This window comes from Amycolatopsis sp. NPDC049252, assembly GCF_043197175.1.
Taxonomy (GTDB): Bacteria; Actinomycetota; Actinomycetes; order Mycobacteriales; family Pseudonocardiaceae; genus Amycolatopsis.
Map to the genome: position 1 here is coordinate 44,453 of NZ_JBICSQ010000058.1, position 13,552 is coordinate 58,004.

General features: G+C 72.6%; 18 protein-coding genes. 13 read left to right on the forward strand and 5 right to left on the reverse strand.

Annotated features, from left to right (window positions below; translation table 11 throughout):
* Positions 1-29: 29 nt before the first annotated feature.
* Both ACGFMK_RS36320 and ACGFMK_RS36325 read right to left on the reverse strand, forming a co-directional pair.
* The gene (locus ACGFMK_RS36320) at positions 30-1,268 is read right to left on the reverse strand and encodes a PTS transporter subunit EIIC (protein ID WP_392773244.1); all 1,239 of its coding nucleotides are present in this window, start codon (positions 1,266-1,268) and stop codon (positions 30-32) included.
* On the reverse strand, positions 1,268-2,053 hold the full coding sequence (locus ACGFMK_RS36325) for a GntR family transcriptional regulator (RefSeq protein ID WP_392773247.1): 786 nt from the start codon (positions 2,051-2,053) through the stop codon (positions 1,268-1,270). Before ACGFMK_RS36325 ends, ACGFMK_RS36320 begins: the two co-directional genes overlap by 1 nt.
* A gap of 242 nt (positions 2,054-2,295) precedes the next feature.
* On the opposite strand from ACGFMK_RS36325, the gene ACGFMK_RS36330 reads away from it, so the two are divergent.
* Both ACGFMK_RS36330 and ACGFMK_RS36335 read left to right on the forward strand, forming a co-directional pair.
* Positions 2,296-2,535: a PTS glucose/sucrose transporter subunit IIB gene (locus ACGFMK_RS36330; RefSeq protein ID WP_364568054.1), complete on the forward strand. Its 240-nt coding sequence runs from the start codon at positions 2,296-2,298 to the stop codon at positions 2,533-2,535.
* Positions 2,532-2,987 carry a PTS glucose transporter subunit IIA gene (locus tag ACGFMK_RS36335; RefSeq protein ID WP_392773249.1) on the forward strand — a complete coding sequence of 152 codons (456 nt, stop codon included), beginning with the start codon at positions 2,532-2,534 and terminating at the stop codon, positions 2,985-2,987. Before ACGFMK_RS36330 ends, ACGFMK_RS36335 begins: the two co-directional genes overlap by 4 nt.
* A gap of 75 nt (positions 2,988-3,062) precedes the next feature.
* Here ACGFMK_RS36335 and ACGFMK_RS36340 read toward each other — a convergent pair whose 3' ends face one another.
* Positions 3,063-3,500 carry a ubiquinol-cytochrome c reductase iron-sulfur subunit gene (locus tag ACGFMK_RS36340; protein ID WP_392773252.1) on the reverse strand — a complete coding sequence of 146 codons (438 nt, stop codon included), beginning with the start codon at positions 3,498-3,500 and terminating at the stop codon, positions 3,063-3,065.
* 113 nt (positions 3,501-3,613) lie between these two features.
* Between ACGFMK_RS36340 and ACGFMK_RS36345 the strand changes: the two genes are divergently transcribed.
* The 10 genes from ACGFMK_RS36345 to ACGFMK_RS36390 all read left to right on the forward strand — a co-directional run bounded on the left by ACGFMK_RS36345 (position 3,614) and on the right by ACGFMK_RS36390 (position 11,115).
* Positions 3,614-3,982, forward strand: coding sequence for a hypothetical protein (locus tag ACGFMK_RS36345; RefSeq protein ID WP_392773255.1), 369 nt, complete (start codon positions 3,614-3,616; stop codon positions 3,980-3,982).
* A gap of 4 nt (positions 3,983-3,986) precedes the next feature.
* On the forward strand, positions 3,987-4,499 hold the full coding sequence (locus ACGFMK_RS36350; RefSeq protein ID WP_392773258.1) for a sigma-70 family RNA polymerase sigma factor: 513 nt from the start codon (positions 3,987-3,989) through the stop codon (positions 4,497-4,499).
* On the forward strand, positions 4,496-5,155 hold the full coding sequence (locus tag ACGFMK_RS36355; protein WP_392773260.1) for an anti-sigma factor family protein: 660 nt from the start codon (positions 4,496-4,498) through the stop codon (positions 5,153-5,155). The genes ACGFMK_RS36350 and ACGFMK_RS36355 overlap by 4 nt, the downstream gene beginning before the upstream one ends.
* A 665-nt stretch (positions 5,156-5,820) precedes the next feature.
* Positions 5,821-5,982, forward strand: coding sequence for a hypothetical protein (locus ACGFMK_RS36360; RefSeq protein ID WP_392773262.1), 162 nt, complete (start codon positions 5,821-5,823; stop codon positions 5,980-5,982).
* An 83-nt stretch (positions 5,983-6,065) separates the two neighbouring features.
* On the forward strand, positions 6,066-6,674 hold the full coding sequence (locus tag ACGFMK_RS36365; RefSeq protein WP_392773264.1) for a prepilin peptidase: 609 nt from the start codon (positions 6,066-6,068) through the stop codon (positions 6,672-6,674).
* 276 nt (positions 6,675-6,950) lie between these two features.
* Entirely contained in the window at positions 6,951-8,138 is a 1,188-nt protein-coding gene (gene aroC, locus ACGFMK_RS36370; protein WP_392773267.1) for a chorismate synthase, read from the forward strand.
* Positions 8,135-8,659, forward strand: coding sequence for a shikimate kinase (locus ACGFMK_RS36375; RefSeq protein WP_392773269.1), 525 nt, complete (start codon positions 8,135-8,137; stop codon positions 8,657-8,659). The genes aroC and ACGFMK_RS36375 overlap by 4 nt, the downstream gene beginning before the upstream one ends.
* Positions 8,660-8,666: 7 nt before the next feature.
* A complete protein-coding gene (aroB, locus tag ACGFMK_RS36380) occupies positions 8,667-9,776 on the forward strand; it encodes a 3-dehydroquinate synthase (protein WP_392773272.1) in 1,110 nt (369 codons plus the stop codon).
* Positions 9,773-10,204 carry a type II 3-dehydroquinate dehydratase gene (aroQ, locus tag ACGFMK_RS36385; RefSeq protein ID WP_392773275.1) on the forward strand — a complete coding sequence of 144 codons (432 nt, stop codon included), beginning with the start codon at positions 9,773-9,775 and terminating at the stop codon, positions 10,202-10,204. Before aroB ends, aroQ begins: the two co-directional genes overlap by 4 nt.
* Complete coding sequence (locus ACGFMK_RS36390) at positions 10,201-11,115, forward strand: GNAT family N-acetyltransferase (RefSeq protein ID WP_392773278.1); 915 nt, start codon at positions 10,201-10,203, stop codon at positions 11,113-11,115. Before aroQ ends, ACGFMK_RS36390 begins: the two co-directional genes overlap by 4 nt.
* On the opposite strand, the gene ACGFMK_RS36395 is transcribed toward ACGFMK_RS36390, so the two are convergent.
* Together ACGFMK_RS36395 and ACGFMK_RS36400 are read right to left on the reverse strand one after the other, a co-directional pair.
* Positions 11,112-12,041 carry an HD domain-containing protein gene (locus tag ACGFMK_RS36395; RefSeq protein WP_392773280.1) on the reverse strand — a complete coding sequence of 310 codons (930 nt, stop codon included), beginning with the start codon at positions 12,039-12,041 and terminating at the stop codon, positions 11,112-11,114. The two genes, ACGFMK_RS36390 and ACGFMK_RS36395, sit on opposite strands and share 4 nt — an antisense overlap.
* Entirely contained in the window at positions 12,038-12,367 is a 330-nt protein-coding gene (locus ACGFMK_RS36400) for a helix-turn-helix transcriptional regulator (RefSeq protein ID WP_392773284.1), read from the reverse strand. The genes ACGFMK_RS36395 and ACGFMK_RS36400 overlap by 4 nt, the downstream gene beginning before the upstream one ends.
* Positions 12,368-12,532: 165 nt before the next feature.
* Between ACGFMK_RS36400 and ACGFMK_RS36405 the strand changes: the two genes are divergently transcribed.
* Positions 12,533-13,552 (forward strand): beta-xylosidase (locus ACGFMK_RS36405; protein WP_392773287.1); only part of this gene is annotated, 1,020 nt, incomplete at its 3' end.

Consider the following 13,552-nt stretch of genomic DNA (forward strand, 5'->3'; position numbering starts at 1 on the left):
CGCTTCAGGGTTCTACGTCGGTACCGATGTTACTTCGCGGCCGTGGCCTCGAGGTCGTTCTGGACCGAGTCGTCCTCGCGGCCCGGGGTGCGCAGGTTCCACTTGGTGATCACGAAGCGGAACACCACGTAGTAGATCACCGCGTAGACGAGCCCGATCGGGATCAGCAGCCACGGCTTCTGGGCGGCCGGGGCGTTGAAGTTGAGCAGGTAGTCGATCGCGCCGGCCGAGAAGTTGAAGCTCTGGTGGATGCCCAGCGCGTTGCAGATCGCCAGCGAGGTGCCGGTCATGATCGCGTGGAACAGGTACAGCGGCCACGCCACGAACATGAACGAGAACTCGATCGGCTCGGTCACACCGGTGAGGAACGAGGTCAGCGCGCCGGCGATCATCACACCGCCGACGACCTTCTTCTGCGCCGGGCGGGCCGTCTGCCAGATCGCCAGCGCCGCCGCGGGCAGCGCGAACATGAAGATCGGGAAGAAGCCCGTGGTGAAGGCACCGGCCGACAGCTTGCCCGCGACGAAGTTGTTGATGTCGCCGCCGTCGAAGATGAACCAGACGGGCACGTTCAGCAGCTGGTGCAGACCGACCGGGATGAGCAGCCGGTTCAGCGCGCCGTAGATCCCGCCACCGACGATCGGCGAGGCGGTGACCGCGTCACCGGCCGCCTGGATGCCGCTGTCGACCCAGTGGAAGACCAGGCCGAAGATCACGCCGAGGACCACCATGACCAGCGCGGTGATGATCGGGACGAACCGGCGGCCGCCGAAGAACGCCAAGTAGGCCGGCAGCTTGATGCGGTGGTAACGCTGCCAGAGCAACGCCGCCACGATGCCGACGACGACGCCGGCGAGTACGGAGTAGGGCCACTTGATCGGCGCGAGCTCGGTGGCTCCCGCCTTGTAGCCGGGCAGGTCGGCCAGCGGGGCGAACACCTGGATGACGGCGCTGAAGACGAAGAAGCCGACGACCGCGGCGACGGCGGTGGAGCCGTCACCCTTGCGGGCGAAGCCGACGGCGATGCCGACCGCGAACAGCAGGGGCAGCCAGTTGAACAGCGTGCCACCCGCGGCGCCCAGCACCGAGGCGACCTTGTTCCAGCCGAGGCCGTCCTTGCCGAGCATGTCGTCCTGCCCGAAACGCAGCAGGATCCCCGCCGCCGGGAGCACAGCGATGGGGAGCATGAGGCTACGGCCGAAGCGCTGAAGACCGGCAAGACCGCTGCCGCTCTTCTTCGTCGCCCCTTCCGCGGTGGTGGAGCTCATCAGGAACCTCCATAGTGGGGTGGGGTACCGGACTCCGGGGTGTTCCGGTCCAACTGCATGGTCACCTGGTAGTGATCTCCCCGGTACCAGGACGTGATGTCTTCGATCGGGTCGCCGTTGGCGCTGGAGACCCGGCGGAACACGAGCAGGGGACTGCCGGCGCGCATGCCGAGCAGCCGGGCCGTCTCGCGGTCCGCTCCTTCGGCCCAGACCGTCTGCCACGCCTGGTCGGGACGCACGTCGTACGTCTCGGCCAGCTGTGCGTAGAGGGACTGGGTCAGGTCGAGCTCGAGCAGGCCGGGAGCCCGGCCCGCGTGGTACCAGCCACGTTCGACGGCGAGGGGTACGCCGTCGGCGTGGCGCAACCGCACGAGGTGGTGTGCGGCGGCACCCTCGGCCAGTCCGAGGGCGTGTGCGGAGGCGGTGGGTGGGACCTCGGTGGCCGCGGAGACCACCTCGGTCGTCGGGGTCAGCCCCCGCCGCCGCATGTCGTCGGTGAACGACATCAGGTAGAGCTGGAGCTCCATCCGCCGGGCCGCGGTGAAGGTGCCTTTGCCGCGGACCCGGGCGAGCAGGCCCTCCTCGACCAGCTTGCCGATCGCCGACCGGACCGTGAGCCGCGACACGCCGTAGCGCTGCGCCAGCTCGCGTTCCGACGGGATCGGCGCACCCGGCGGGAGCTCGCGCTCCACCGTGCGGCGGAGGATTTCCCGCAGCTGGGCGTGCTTGGGCGTGGGCCCGTTGACGACCCGGTCGGGTGGCGGGACGTGCGCGGCCGCGCTCATCGGCGTCACCCTCCTTGTTCCTGGGTCCCGGGGGACCGGTGCTCGCGTCCGGTCCGGAACATTGGTACGTTCCGGTCTAGACCAATGATCTGATGGGGCAGGATGCTCCGCCGTGCGGACGGGTGTCAACCACCGTTATCCGTTCGTGGCCCGCGGCGGGGTGCATGCCGACGAACGGCGTAGTACAGGTGGACACGCGGTGGGCGTCAGGTTGGGAACAAACAGTGATCAAGGAGACCGCGATGGCGGATGACAGGCCGGAAAAGATCCTCGCGGCACTCGGCGGCGCGGACAATCTCACCGAGGTCGAGGGCTGCATCACACGGCTGCGGTGCGAGGTCGAGGACATGGGCCTCGTCGACGAGGCGGCACTGAAGAAGGCCGGCGCGATGGGCGTCGTCAAGATGGGGAGCACCGCGCTGCAGGTGATCGTCGGGCCGGAGGCGGACACGATCGCCAGCGACATCGAGGACCTGCTGTGAGCCTGGAGATCCTCAGCCCGGTCGCCGGGCGCGTGGTGCCGATCACCGAGGTCCCGGACCCGGTGTTCGCGCAGGCCATGGTGGGGCCGGGCATCGCCGTGCAGCCCTCGGGCGGCCGGTCGGACGCGGTTTCCCCGGTCGACGGCACGATCAAGACGCTGCACCCGCACGCCTTCGTCGTCCAGACCGACGACGGCCAGGCCGTGCTCGTGCACCTGGGGATCGACACGGTGAAGGAGAAGGGCGAAGGCTTCACGCTGCACGTCGTCAAGGACGAGCAGGTGCGGGCCGGGCAGCCGATCGTCAGCTGGGACCCGGAGGCGGTGACCGCGGCGGGCTACTCGGCGATCGTGCCCGTCGTCGCGCTGGACGCCGGCGCGGAGGTGCTGTCCGGTTTGGACGGCGACCGCGACGTCACGGCGGGCGAGCGGCTGTTCGCCTGGGACGCCTGAGTCGCTTTTGTCACACACGAAGGGCCCTTGTGGACGATCACCGTCCACAAGGGCCCTTCGCTGTCTCCCGGCCCGTCAGCCGGTGACGACCTTCCCGTTCTCGACCTTCACCTGGACCGGCGGCAGCGGCTTTTTCGCCGGCCCCTGCTTGACCTCGCCGGTGAGGGCGTTGAACACCGAGCCGTGGCACGGGCAGACCAGGTCGGCACCCTTCGGCGCGACGGTGCAGCCCTGGTGCGTGCAGATCGCGCTGAACGCGGCGACGGCCGAGTCGGAGGTGCGGGACACGATCACGTCGGAGCCGTCCGGCGCCTTGGCCGCCTTGGCCTGGCCGACCGGGACCTCGTCGAGGGCCACGAGCGGGGTGCCCGCGGCGATGGGCGCCTGCGCGGTGCCGGATTTCGAGTCGTCCGAGGAGCTACAGGCGGTGAGCGCGACGGCGCCCACGGCGACACCGGCGACGGTGGCCCCCGTGGTGAGGACGGTGCGGCGGGAGTGCAGTTCGGCAGTCATGCCCGTTAAACGAGATCGACATCGGATCGGTTCAATTCCCACTGGGCCGGGTGAACCGGAAGGGCCCCTGTTCCGTGTATGTACCCGAGTGGGTGTGGAGCGGAGGAACGATCATGGTGGGTTGGGTTCTGCGGATCGTCGTGGCGGCGGCGTTGCTGGGTTCGGCGGGGGTGCACTACGTGCTGTGGACGGAGGACTACCCGGGCATCGTCGGCCCGCTGTTCCTCCTGGACGCGATCGGCGGCCTGGTGCTCGCGATCGCCGTCCTGGCCTGGCGGCACTGGCTGCCGGCGCTGGGTGCGGCCGGGTTCGGGGTGCTGACGCTCGGTGCGTACGTGCTGGCCGCGACGGTCGGCTTCGCCGGCAACCACGACCAGTTCAACAGCCAGCCGGAGTACTGGGGCGTGATCACCGAGGCGGTCTGCATCGTCGGCGGCCTCGCGCTGATGTTCGTGAAGGACCGGCGGCGCGTCGCGGTCTAGCCCGGTGGGAAAAGTCGCGGAAGACGCGCTGATGCGCGCGCTGCACGAGGAGCACGCGGCCGCGCTGTGGTCGTACGCGCTCCACCTGACCTCCGGCGACCGGATCCGCGCCGAAGACGTCGTCCAGGAGACGCTGCTGCGGGCCTGGCGGTCGACGACGGTGCTGGACCAGTCGCAGGGGTCGGCGCGGGCGTGGCTGTTCACGGTCGCCCGGCGGATCGCGATCGACGGCTGGCGCTCGGCGTCGGCGCGCTCCGAGGTGACGACCGACCAGCCGCCGGAGCGGGCCGTCGCGGACGGCACGGACCGCGCGGTGCAGGGCTGGCTGGTCGCGGAGGCGCTCGCGGAGCTGTCGGAACGGCACCGCGAGGTGCTGGTGCTGTGTTACTTCCAGGGCTATTCCGTAGCGGACGCCGCGGTGGCGCTGGGAGTGGCCGAAGGGACGGTCAAGTCGCGCACGCACTACGCGCTGCGCGCGCTCCGCCTGGTGCTGGAGGAGAGGGGGGTGACCCAGTGAGCGAGGACCCGTTCGCGACGTTCGACGCCGCGTACGTGCTGGGGGCGCTGTCCCCCGAGGACCGGGCGCGCTTCGAGCAGCACCTGCGCGGCTGCGAGCGGTGCGCGGCCGCGGTGCGCGAGCTGGCCGGCCTGCCGGGGCTGCTCGCCCAGAGCGGCCCACCGCAGGTCAGCGCGGTCGTGGACGCCGGTCCGCCACCGCCGGACCTGCTGTCGTCGGTGCTGAAGCGGGTGCGCCGGGGACGCCGGATCCGCAACGCGGTGACGTCCGTGTCGGCCGCGGTGGCGGTGGCGGCGTGCATCGCCCTCGGCGTGGTGGCGTCGCTGCCGGCGCCGGCGGTCGCTCCCGCCGGCCCGCAACCGCTCGCGTTGACGGCCTTGGGCGAGTTCCCGGTCCGCGCCGACGCGCGCCTCGGCGACCACGAGTGGGGCACCGAAGTCGACATGTCGTGCAGCTACACGGGCGGCCGCAGCGGCGGCGAGTACGTCCTGGTGGCGATCGACCGCGACGGCAAGGAGACGGAGCTGGCGACCTGGAAGGCGCTGCCGGACAACACCGCCCGCATCGTGGTGGGCACGGCGCTGAAGACCCCGCAGATGGCGGCGCTCGAGGTCCGTGGCGGCAGCGGGCGGGCGTTGCTGCGGCTGAGTTTGTGACGTCCGTGGCCGTGGTCCGTCCGGGACGCAGGGGGTCCCGGACGGGCCACTCTCTCGTTGACCTCGGCGATTCGGGTTCTCTCACGCCGGGCGCTCCCTTGCTGCCGGGCCTGGTCGTCCGCGGCTTTGAAGGTCACCAGGGGGTATCAGGTCTCGCGCGTCCGAGGTTGGTCGGCGGTGGTCCGGTAGGCCGCCTTGTTCCGTCTCACCTGGAACCACCGGTGATCCTGATCGCGCGGCGCGTCCGGCGACGCCGAAGTCTCGACCTTGGGCAGCGGCGGGTGCATCGCACCTCGGCACAGCAACCTCGGGAGACCCTGCCGCCACACCGATCACGTGTCTACGCGGGCCATAAGCGGCTCACGGCACCGAAGGCCGCCTTGGGGTGGAACCGTTGCAGGCGGCCGCCCCCGACCATCGAACGACTTGAACGTGTGACACCAGGTCCCCTCATGGTGGCGATCAGAACCTTCGCGGCGTCCTTCGGTGCCCGGTTGGCTGCCTCGGTCCGCTGTTCTGCGCCCGTGAACCGCCTTCGATCCGCGCTGGTGCGTCCACTGGCCGCCTCGCGTCGTGTTTCCGTGCTGCTGTCACGCCGACCGTCGTCTCGATGGCCCTGAACGGCTCCGACAGCCTGCGCATCACCCCCCGAGACCCGCGAACGCGTGCTGCAGGTGCTCCGCGAGACCGGGTACACCGTGGACATCATGGGCCGGCGCCCGCGCGACCGGGTCCGGTGTCGCCGCGAGCCGGTGACCGCCTTCGCGCTGCCGTTCTGCGCCCGCTGGCCGGCCGAAGCCGCCGCCGGCTGTCGCCCACAGGAGTGAAACCGGCGCCGGGGCGTCGCGAACGGACCGTTCGTGCCGCTCGGGGTTTGCGCTGGTCAGCCCGGTCGCAGCAGGCTGGCGAGGTGATCTTCTTCCTTCTCATCGCCGTGGCCGCGGCGGCCACCGCACCGGTGGCGGCGTGGGCGCTGCGGCACGCGGCCGCGCCGATCCCGGTCGCCACCGCGGCCGGGCTGGCCGCCCTCGGCGTCACGGCCGTCACCGGGCGCTGGCTGAGCGGCGGCTGGCCCGGCTGGTGGCTGCCGGTGCCGGCGTTGCTGACCGTCGTGGCGGTGCCGCTCGCCCTCGCCGACCTGCGGCACCTCCGGCTGCCCGACGTGCTGACCCTGCCCGCGTACCCGCTCTTCGGCGCCGCGATCGGCGCGGCCGCGCTGGGTGGCGGCGGGCCCTCGCTCGCCGTCCGGGCCGTGGCCGGCGCGCTGCTCTTCGGCGGCGCGCACGCGGCGGTGCGCCAGCTCGCGCCGGGCAGCCTCGGCGCGGGGGACGTGAAGCTGTCCGGCAGCCTCGGCGCCGTCCTGGGCGCGGCGGGCTGGCCCGCCCTCGCCCTGGCGACGCTCTTGGCCGCACTGCTCACCCTCGTCATGGCGGCCGCCCGGCGGACGGGCCGCGTCCCGCACGGGCCCGCACTCCTTGCCGCGGCTTGGTTGTGCGTGGTCTTCCCGCTCGCGGGGTGACGGTGCGGCGTTGTCCGGTCCGGCCGTGGCAGCTCCGGGAAGGCTGCCGCCCGGCGGCGCGTGCTGCTTCGCTCGCGCCATCACCGGGGCTTGGTTGTGTGTGGTCTTCCCGTTCGCGGGGTGACGGTGCGGCGTTGTCCGGCCTGGTCGTGGCAGCTCTGGGAAGGCTGCCGCCCGGCGGCGCGTGCTGCTTCGCTCGCGCCATCACCGCGGCTCCGCTTGGAGGGGCCGGGGCGCTTCCCCGGGGCCCTCGGCGGCCGTGACAGGATTGAGGACATGTTGCGCTGGATCACCGCAGGTGAATCGCACGGACCCGCGCTGGCCGCGGTGCTCGAAGGGATGCCCGCCGGGGTGTCGGTCACCACCGCCGACGTCACCGGGCAGCTGGCCCGCCGCCGGCTCGGGTTCGGGCGCAGCCCGCGGATGGGGTTCGAGACCGACCACATCGCCTTCCTCGGCGGCGTCCGCCACGGGCTCACCCAGGGCGGCCCGGTCGCCGTGCAGATCGAAAACGCCGAATGGCCCAAGTGGGAACAGGTCATGGCGGCCGACCCGGTCGACCCGGAGATCCTCGAGGGCCTGGCCCGCAACGAACCGCTCACCCGGCCGCGGCCGGGTCACGCCGACCTGCCCGGCATGCAGAAGTACGGCTTCGACGAGGCCCGCCCGGTCCTGGAGCGGGCCAGCGCGCGGGAGACCGCGTCGCGGACCGCGCTGGGCACCGTCGCGCGGAACTACCTGCGGCAGCTGCTGGGCGTCGAAATCCTCAGCCACGTCGTGTCGATCGGCGGGGCGGACGCCCCCGAGGGGGACCTGCCCAAGCCGGCGGACCTGGCCGCGATCGACGAGAGCCCGGTGCGCGCCTTCAGCAAGGAAGGCACCGACGCGATGGTCGCCGAGGTCGACGCCGTGCGGAAGGCGGGTGACACCGTCGGCGGAGTGATCGAGGTCATCGCCTACGGCCTGCCGCCGGGCCTCGGCTCGCACGTGCACTGGGACCGCCGCCTCGACGCGCGGCTGGCCGGTGCGCTGATGGGCGTCCAGGCGATGAAGGGCGTCGAGGTCGGCGACGGCTTCACCACCGCCCGCCGCTGGGGCAGCCAGGCGCACGACGAGATCGACCGCGGCTCCGGCCCGGTCGGCGTCACCCGCCGGTCCAACCGCGCGGGCGGCCTGGAGGGCGGCATCACCAACGGTGAGCCGCTGCGGGTGCGCGTCGCGATGAAGCCGATCTCGACCGTCCCCAAAGCACTGTCCACTGTGGACGTCCGGACGGGTGAGCCGGCGGTCGCCATCCACCAGCGTTCCGACGTCTGCGCGGTGCCGCGTGCCGGGGTCGTGCTGGAGTCGGTGGTGGCGCTGATCCTCGCCGACGCCGCGCTGGAGAAGTTCGGCGGCGACTCCCTCGTCGAGAGCAAGCGCAACGCCGACGCGTACCTGAAGGCCCTCGAGGAGCGCTGGTGAGTCCCCGGGCGGTCATCGTCGGCCCGCCGGGCTCGGGCAAGAGCACCGTCGGGCCGCTGCTGGCCGAGGCGCTCGGCCTGGTCTTCCGCGACAGCGACGCCGACATCGTCGCCCGTACCGGGCGCAGCATCTCCGACATCTTCGCCGACGACGGCGAGCCCGCTTTCCGTGCGCTGGAAGAAGAAGCGGTCGCCACCGCGCTGGCGGAGCACGACGGCGTGCTCTCGCTCGGCGGCGGCGCGCCGCTCACCCCCGGCACCCGCGCCCGGCTGGCCGAGCACACCGTCGTGTTCCTCAACGTCGGCCTCGCCGCCGGGGTGCAGCGCACCGGGCTGTCGAGCGCGCGGCCGCTGCTGGCCGGGGTGAACCCCCGCGCCACGTTCAAGAAACTGCTCGACGAACGCGTATCGGTCTACCGCGAGGTGGCCACCGTCGAGGTCGTCACCGACGACCGGAAGCCCGCCGAGATCGTCGCCGACCTCGTCAAGGGGCTCGTCGTCCCCGCCGAAGCCAAGGAGTGAGTCACCCGTGCCCGAACCGGTGCGCATCCCCGTCGCCACCGCCCGCCCCTACGACGTCGTGGTCGGGCGCGGCCTGCTCGGCGAGCTCACCGCGCAGCTGGCCGACGCCTCCAAGATCGCGCTGATCCACCCGCCCACGCTGACCACCACCGCCGAGGCCATCCGCGAGGAGCTGGCCGCGGCGGGCCTCGAGGCCCACCGCGTCGAGATCCCGGACGCCGAGGACGGCAAGGCGCTCACCGTCGCCGGCTTCTGCTGGGAGGTGCTCGGCCGGATGGGGCTGGACCGGCGCGGGGTCGTCGTCGGCCTCGGCGGCGGTGCGGTCACCGACCTCGCCGGGTTCGTCGCGGGCACCTGGATGCGCGGGGTCCGGCTGGTCAACGTGCCGACCACGCTGCTGGGCATGGTCGACGCCGCGGTCGGCGGCAAGACCGGCATCAACACCGAGGCCGGCAAGAACCTCGTCGGGGTGTTCCACGAGCCGAGCGCGGTCTTCGTGGACCTGACGACGCTGGAGACGCTGCCGCCCAACGAGCTGGTCGCCGGCATGGCCGAGGTCGTCAAGGCCGGCTTCATCGCCGACCCGCGGATCCTCGAGCTGATCGAGGCCGACCCCGCCGCCGCGCTCGACCCGACCGGGGAAGTGCTGGCCGAGCTGGTCCGCCGGTCCATCAAGGTCAAGGCCGATGTCGTGGCCGCCGACCTGCGCGAGTCCGACCTGCGGGAGATCCTCAACTACGGCCACACCCTCGGCCACGCCATCGAGCGCCGCGAGCGGTACCGGTGGCGTCACGGCGCCGCGGTGAGCGTCGGCCTGGTGTTCGCCGCCGAGCTGGCGCGCCTGGCCGGGCGGCTCGACGACGCCACGGCCGAGCGGCACGCCTCGGTGCTGAAGCTGCTCGGGCTGCCGACGACCTACGACGCCGACGCGTTGTCCCAGCTGCTGGAAACCATGAAGGGCGACAAGAAGACCCGCTCCGGGGTGCTGCGGTTCGTCGTCCTCGACGGCCTCGGCAAACCCGGCCGGCTCGAGGGACCGGACCCGTCGCTGCTCGCGGCCGCGTACTCGGCGATCGCGGCGGACGCCCCGAAGAACGGCGGGAGTGTGCTGCTGTGAAGGCGTTCGTGTTCAACGGCCCCAACCTGGGGCGGCTGGGCAAGCGCGAGCCGTCGGTCTACGGCTCGACCACCCACGACGACCTCGCCGCGCTGTGCGTGAAGGCCGGCGAGGAACTGGGGATCGAGGTCGAGGTCCGGCAGACCGACCACGAAGGCGAGCTGGTCGGCTGGCTGCACGAAGCGGCCGACGGCGGCCACCCGGTGGTGCTCAACGCCGGCGCCTGGACGCACTATTCGATCGCGGTCCGCGACGCGGCGGCGCAGCTGTCCGCGCCGCTGATCGAGCTGCACATCTCGAACGTGCACAAGCGCGAGGAGTTCCGGCACCACAGCGTGCTGTCGGACATCGCGACCGCGGTGATCGCGGGCCTCGGCGTCGACGGCTACCCGCTGGCCCTGCGCTGGCTCGCCGCGCACCCGGCATGAACCTGCCGACGCTGACCACGTCGCGGCTGAAGCTGCGGCAGCTGGTCGAGGCCGATCGCGAGAGCGTCGTGAAGGTGTTCTCCGACCCGGAGATGAGCCGCTTCTTCGCCGCGGACTTCGCCGACCCGGCCGCGGCGAGCGGGATGGTGGACCGGCGGCTGGCCTACCGCGGCCCGGCCGGGCAGGGCCACTGGGTGATCGAGCGCGACGGCGAGGTGATCGGCGTCGCGCACCTGCGCCCGTCGCCCGAACTGCCGGGCGGGGTGCCCGAGCTGGGCTACTACGTCGGCACCGCGCACGCCGGGCAGGGCCTCGCGTCCGAGGCCGCCCGCGCGGTGCTGGACCACGGGCTCGACGGGCTCGGCCTGCCCGCGGTCTGGGCGCTGGTGCACGAGAACAACGCGGCGAGCCGGAAAGTGGCCGGGCGCCTGGGTTTCCTCGACGTCGGCAGCGGCATCCACTACGGCGACCTGCACCGCGTGCTGGTCGCCCTGCCGGCCACGCACGGGCGGCCACACCACATCGAGCTGTGGGTGCCCGATCTCGCCGCGGCCGAGCGGAGCTGGGGCTGGCTGCTGGGCGAGCTGGGCTGGCGCGAGTTCCAGCGCTGGCCGGACGGCGTCAGCTGGCGGCTCGGCGCGACCTACCTCGTCGTCGAGGCATCCCCGGCGATGAGCGCACCCGCGCACGAACGCACCCGGCCCGGGCTGAACCACCTGGCGCTGCACGTGGACACCCGCGCTCACGTCGACGACCTGGCCGCCCGGGCCGAGGCCCACGGCTGGCGGCCGCTGTTCGCGGACAAGTACCCGCACGCGGGCGGCGACGCCCACTACGCGGCCTACCTCGAGAACGACGCCGGTTTCGAGGTCGAGCTGGTGGCCCTCGAAGGCCCGGTGGCCACTGGTTAGCGACGTCGCCGCCAAGCCCTGATCAGCGCGTGGAGGCGCGCCGCCGCGCGGTCGTCCCGGGTGAAGAGCACCGCGGTGAGCACCGCGAGGGCGGTGACGGCGACGACGGCGGCCGGCCAGGTGAAGTCGCTGTTCAGGGCCGTGACGACGACCGCGATCCCGGACAGCACGGCGGTGGCGCCGGAGCCCTGCGCACGAGGGCCGGTTCTGCGGAGCGCGCGGGACAGTCCGGGCATCGCCACGACCAGGCTCGCCACGAACCCGGCCCGGCGGCGCGCGGTGGGGAGCGCGGCGAGTTCGCCGGCCCACTCGGCGAGCCAGCGGGCCCGGACGGCGCGCGGCAGCAGCACCGCCGCGAAGGCCAGTGCGTGCTGGGAAGGTCCACGCGCAACAGCGGGCGCGGGGGAGTGCAGCACCCCGGAGGCCAGGGCCGACAGCTCCAGGCCGACGTCGGTCAGGCTGAGGCGGGCGGCCACCTGCACCAGCGTCCGCAGGGTTTCGGCGGACTTGACGCGCTGCCTGGCCGGGGCGACGTACTCGATGGTGCGCATGTTGTGGAGCCGGTCGGCCAGTTTCAGCCGCAGGACGTCGTCGGAGGCCGACGCGACGTCGCCGCGGTCTTCCAGCCGGGCCAGGCCGGTGAGAAGGTCGGCGACCCCCGGACCGAACCGCTCGCGGACCCGGTCCGCCGGATAGGCCGTGTCGTGCAGCAGCGCCGCACAAACGAGGTCCGTGCCCGCCCCCTGCCGGGCCAGGATCGCGGCGACCTCCACCGGGTGCGTGAGGTAGGGATCGCCGCTCTTGCGCGTCTGCTCCCGGTGGCAGCGTGCCGCGAACCGGTACGCCTCTTCGAGCAGGCGCACGTCTTCGGTGGGCAGGGACGGTGACACAGCGGCGGCGAGGGGGTCGGGCAGAATCCCGGTCACGTCAAACCCCCTTCGGCGAGCAGCCTGCGTGCGCGGGCACTGTGGTGCTGGAACGCGGTTCCCGACACGACTCGCCGTGCCTGTTCGGCGCCTTCGGCGGTCAGGCGGTACAGCCGGCGGCGAGGGCGTCGTTCGGCTTCGTGGACGGCCGGGTCCTCCATCTCGCTGGTCAGCCAGCCGGCGCCCTCGAGGCGCGCCAGGATCTGGTAGACCGTGCCGGACTTCAGGTGGGCCGCCTTCATCAGCTCGAGGCCGTACTTGGCCGCGGACGGGTCCCTGACCAGCTCTTCGAGGATCATCCCGGTCTGCACTGTCATCCTCGGCATAGCTCATACTTTACCTAGCCGGTGAGCTGCACGAACACTGTCGCGGCGCAGGTCCGCCCGGTCGGCGGAGTGGATCGGCCGTCCGGCGGAGGGTTCAGGATCGAGTGACCGCCGACAGGGAGCTGAGTCACCTGATCGAGTCTCATCTCGCTACACTCCGGTGTCGTGAGCCCGTTTCGTCGTGGGGGTCGGCGACCCGCTCGTGCCCTCCTCGCCGGCGTGCTGGCCGGGCTCCTGCTCGCGGGCTGCACCGAGGGTTACGCCCAGCCGCAGGCGGCGGGCGACAAGCCCGCCATCGCGGGGGGCAAGACCACCGCGCCGCCCCGGCCCAGCGATGTCAAGCTCGCTTCGAGTGACCCCCGGCAGAGTGGCGGCGTGATCGCCGCCGGCGGGGCGGACGCCGTCTACAACTACGGCCCGACCGTGATGCTCGACCACGGGCTGACCCGGATGTGGTGGTGCAGCCAGTACGGCGGTGCCGGGCCGGCCGGTGACGACGTGCTCTACGCCCAGGCGCAGTCCATCGACGGCCCGTTCGCCGCGCCCGGCGGCGGGATCCCGGCGGCGGTGTTCTCCGGCGCGCCCGGGAACTTCGACGGCATGCACACCTGCGACCCGTCGGTGCTGCGCGTCGGCTCGACCTACTACCTCTACTACACCGGGGCCGCCGGCGACCACGCTCTCGGCAACGCGATCGGGCTGGCGACCAGCGGCGACGGCGTGCACTGGACCCGCGCGGCGGGCGGGAAGCCGATCCTCGGGCCGTCGCACGACCTCCACCGCGCCAACGTCTACGGCGCCGGCCAGCCCTCGGCGGTCTACCTCGACGGCTGGTTCTACCTGATGTTCACCGACACCACCGGCCGCGCCGCGGGCGAGAACGGCGCCGGGCAGTTCGTGCTCCGCTCGCCGGACCCGGCCTTCGCGTCCGGGGTGCAGGCCCTCGACGTCGGCGGGTTCGTCCCGGTCGCCTCGACGGCCGCGCCGCGGCAGCGGTCGGTCGTCGACGGCTTCAGCGCGGACCTGATGTGGGCCGGCGCGCTCGACGCGTGGGTCATCGCGCACGAGACCGACGGCGGGACCACGCTCACGTTCTGGACGGCCGACTTCGCCGAGCACCCGTTCCAGCCGGTCGTGGTGCCCGGGCTGTGGAAGGAAGGGCCGGGCCTGGTCCGCCGCGCCGAC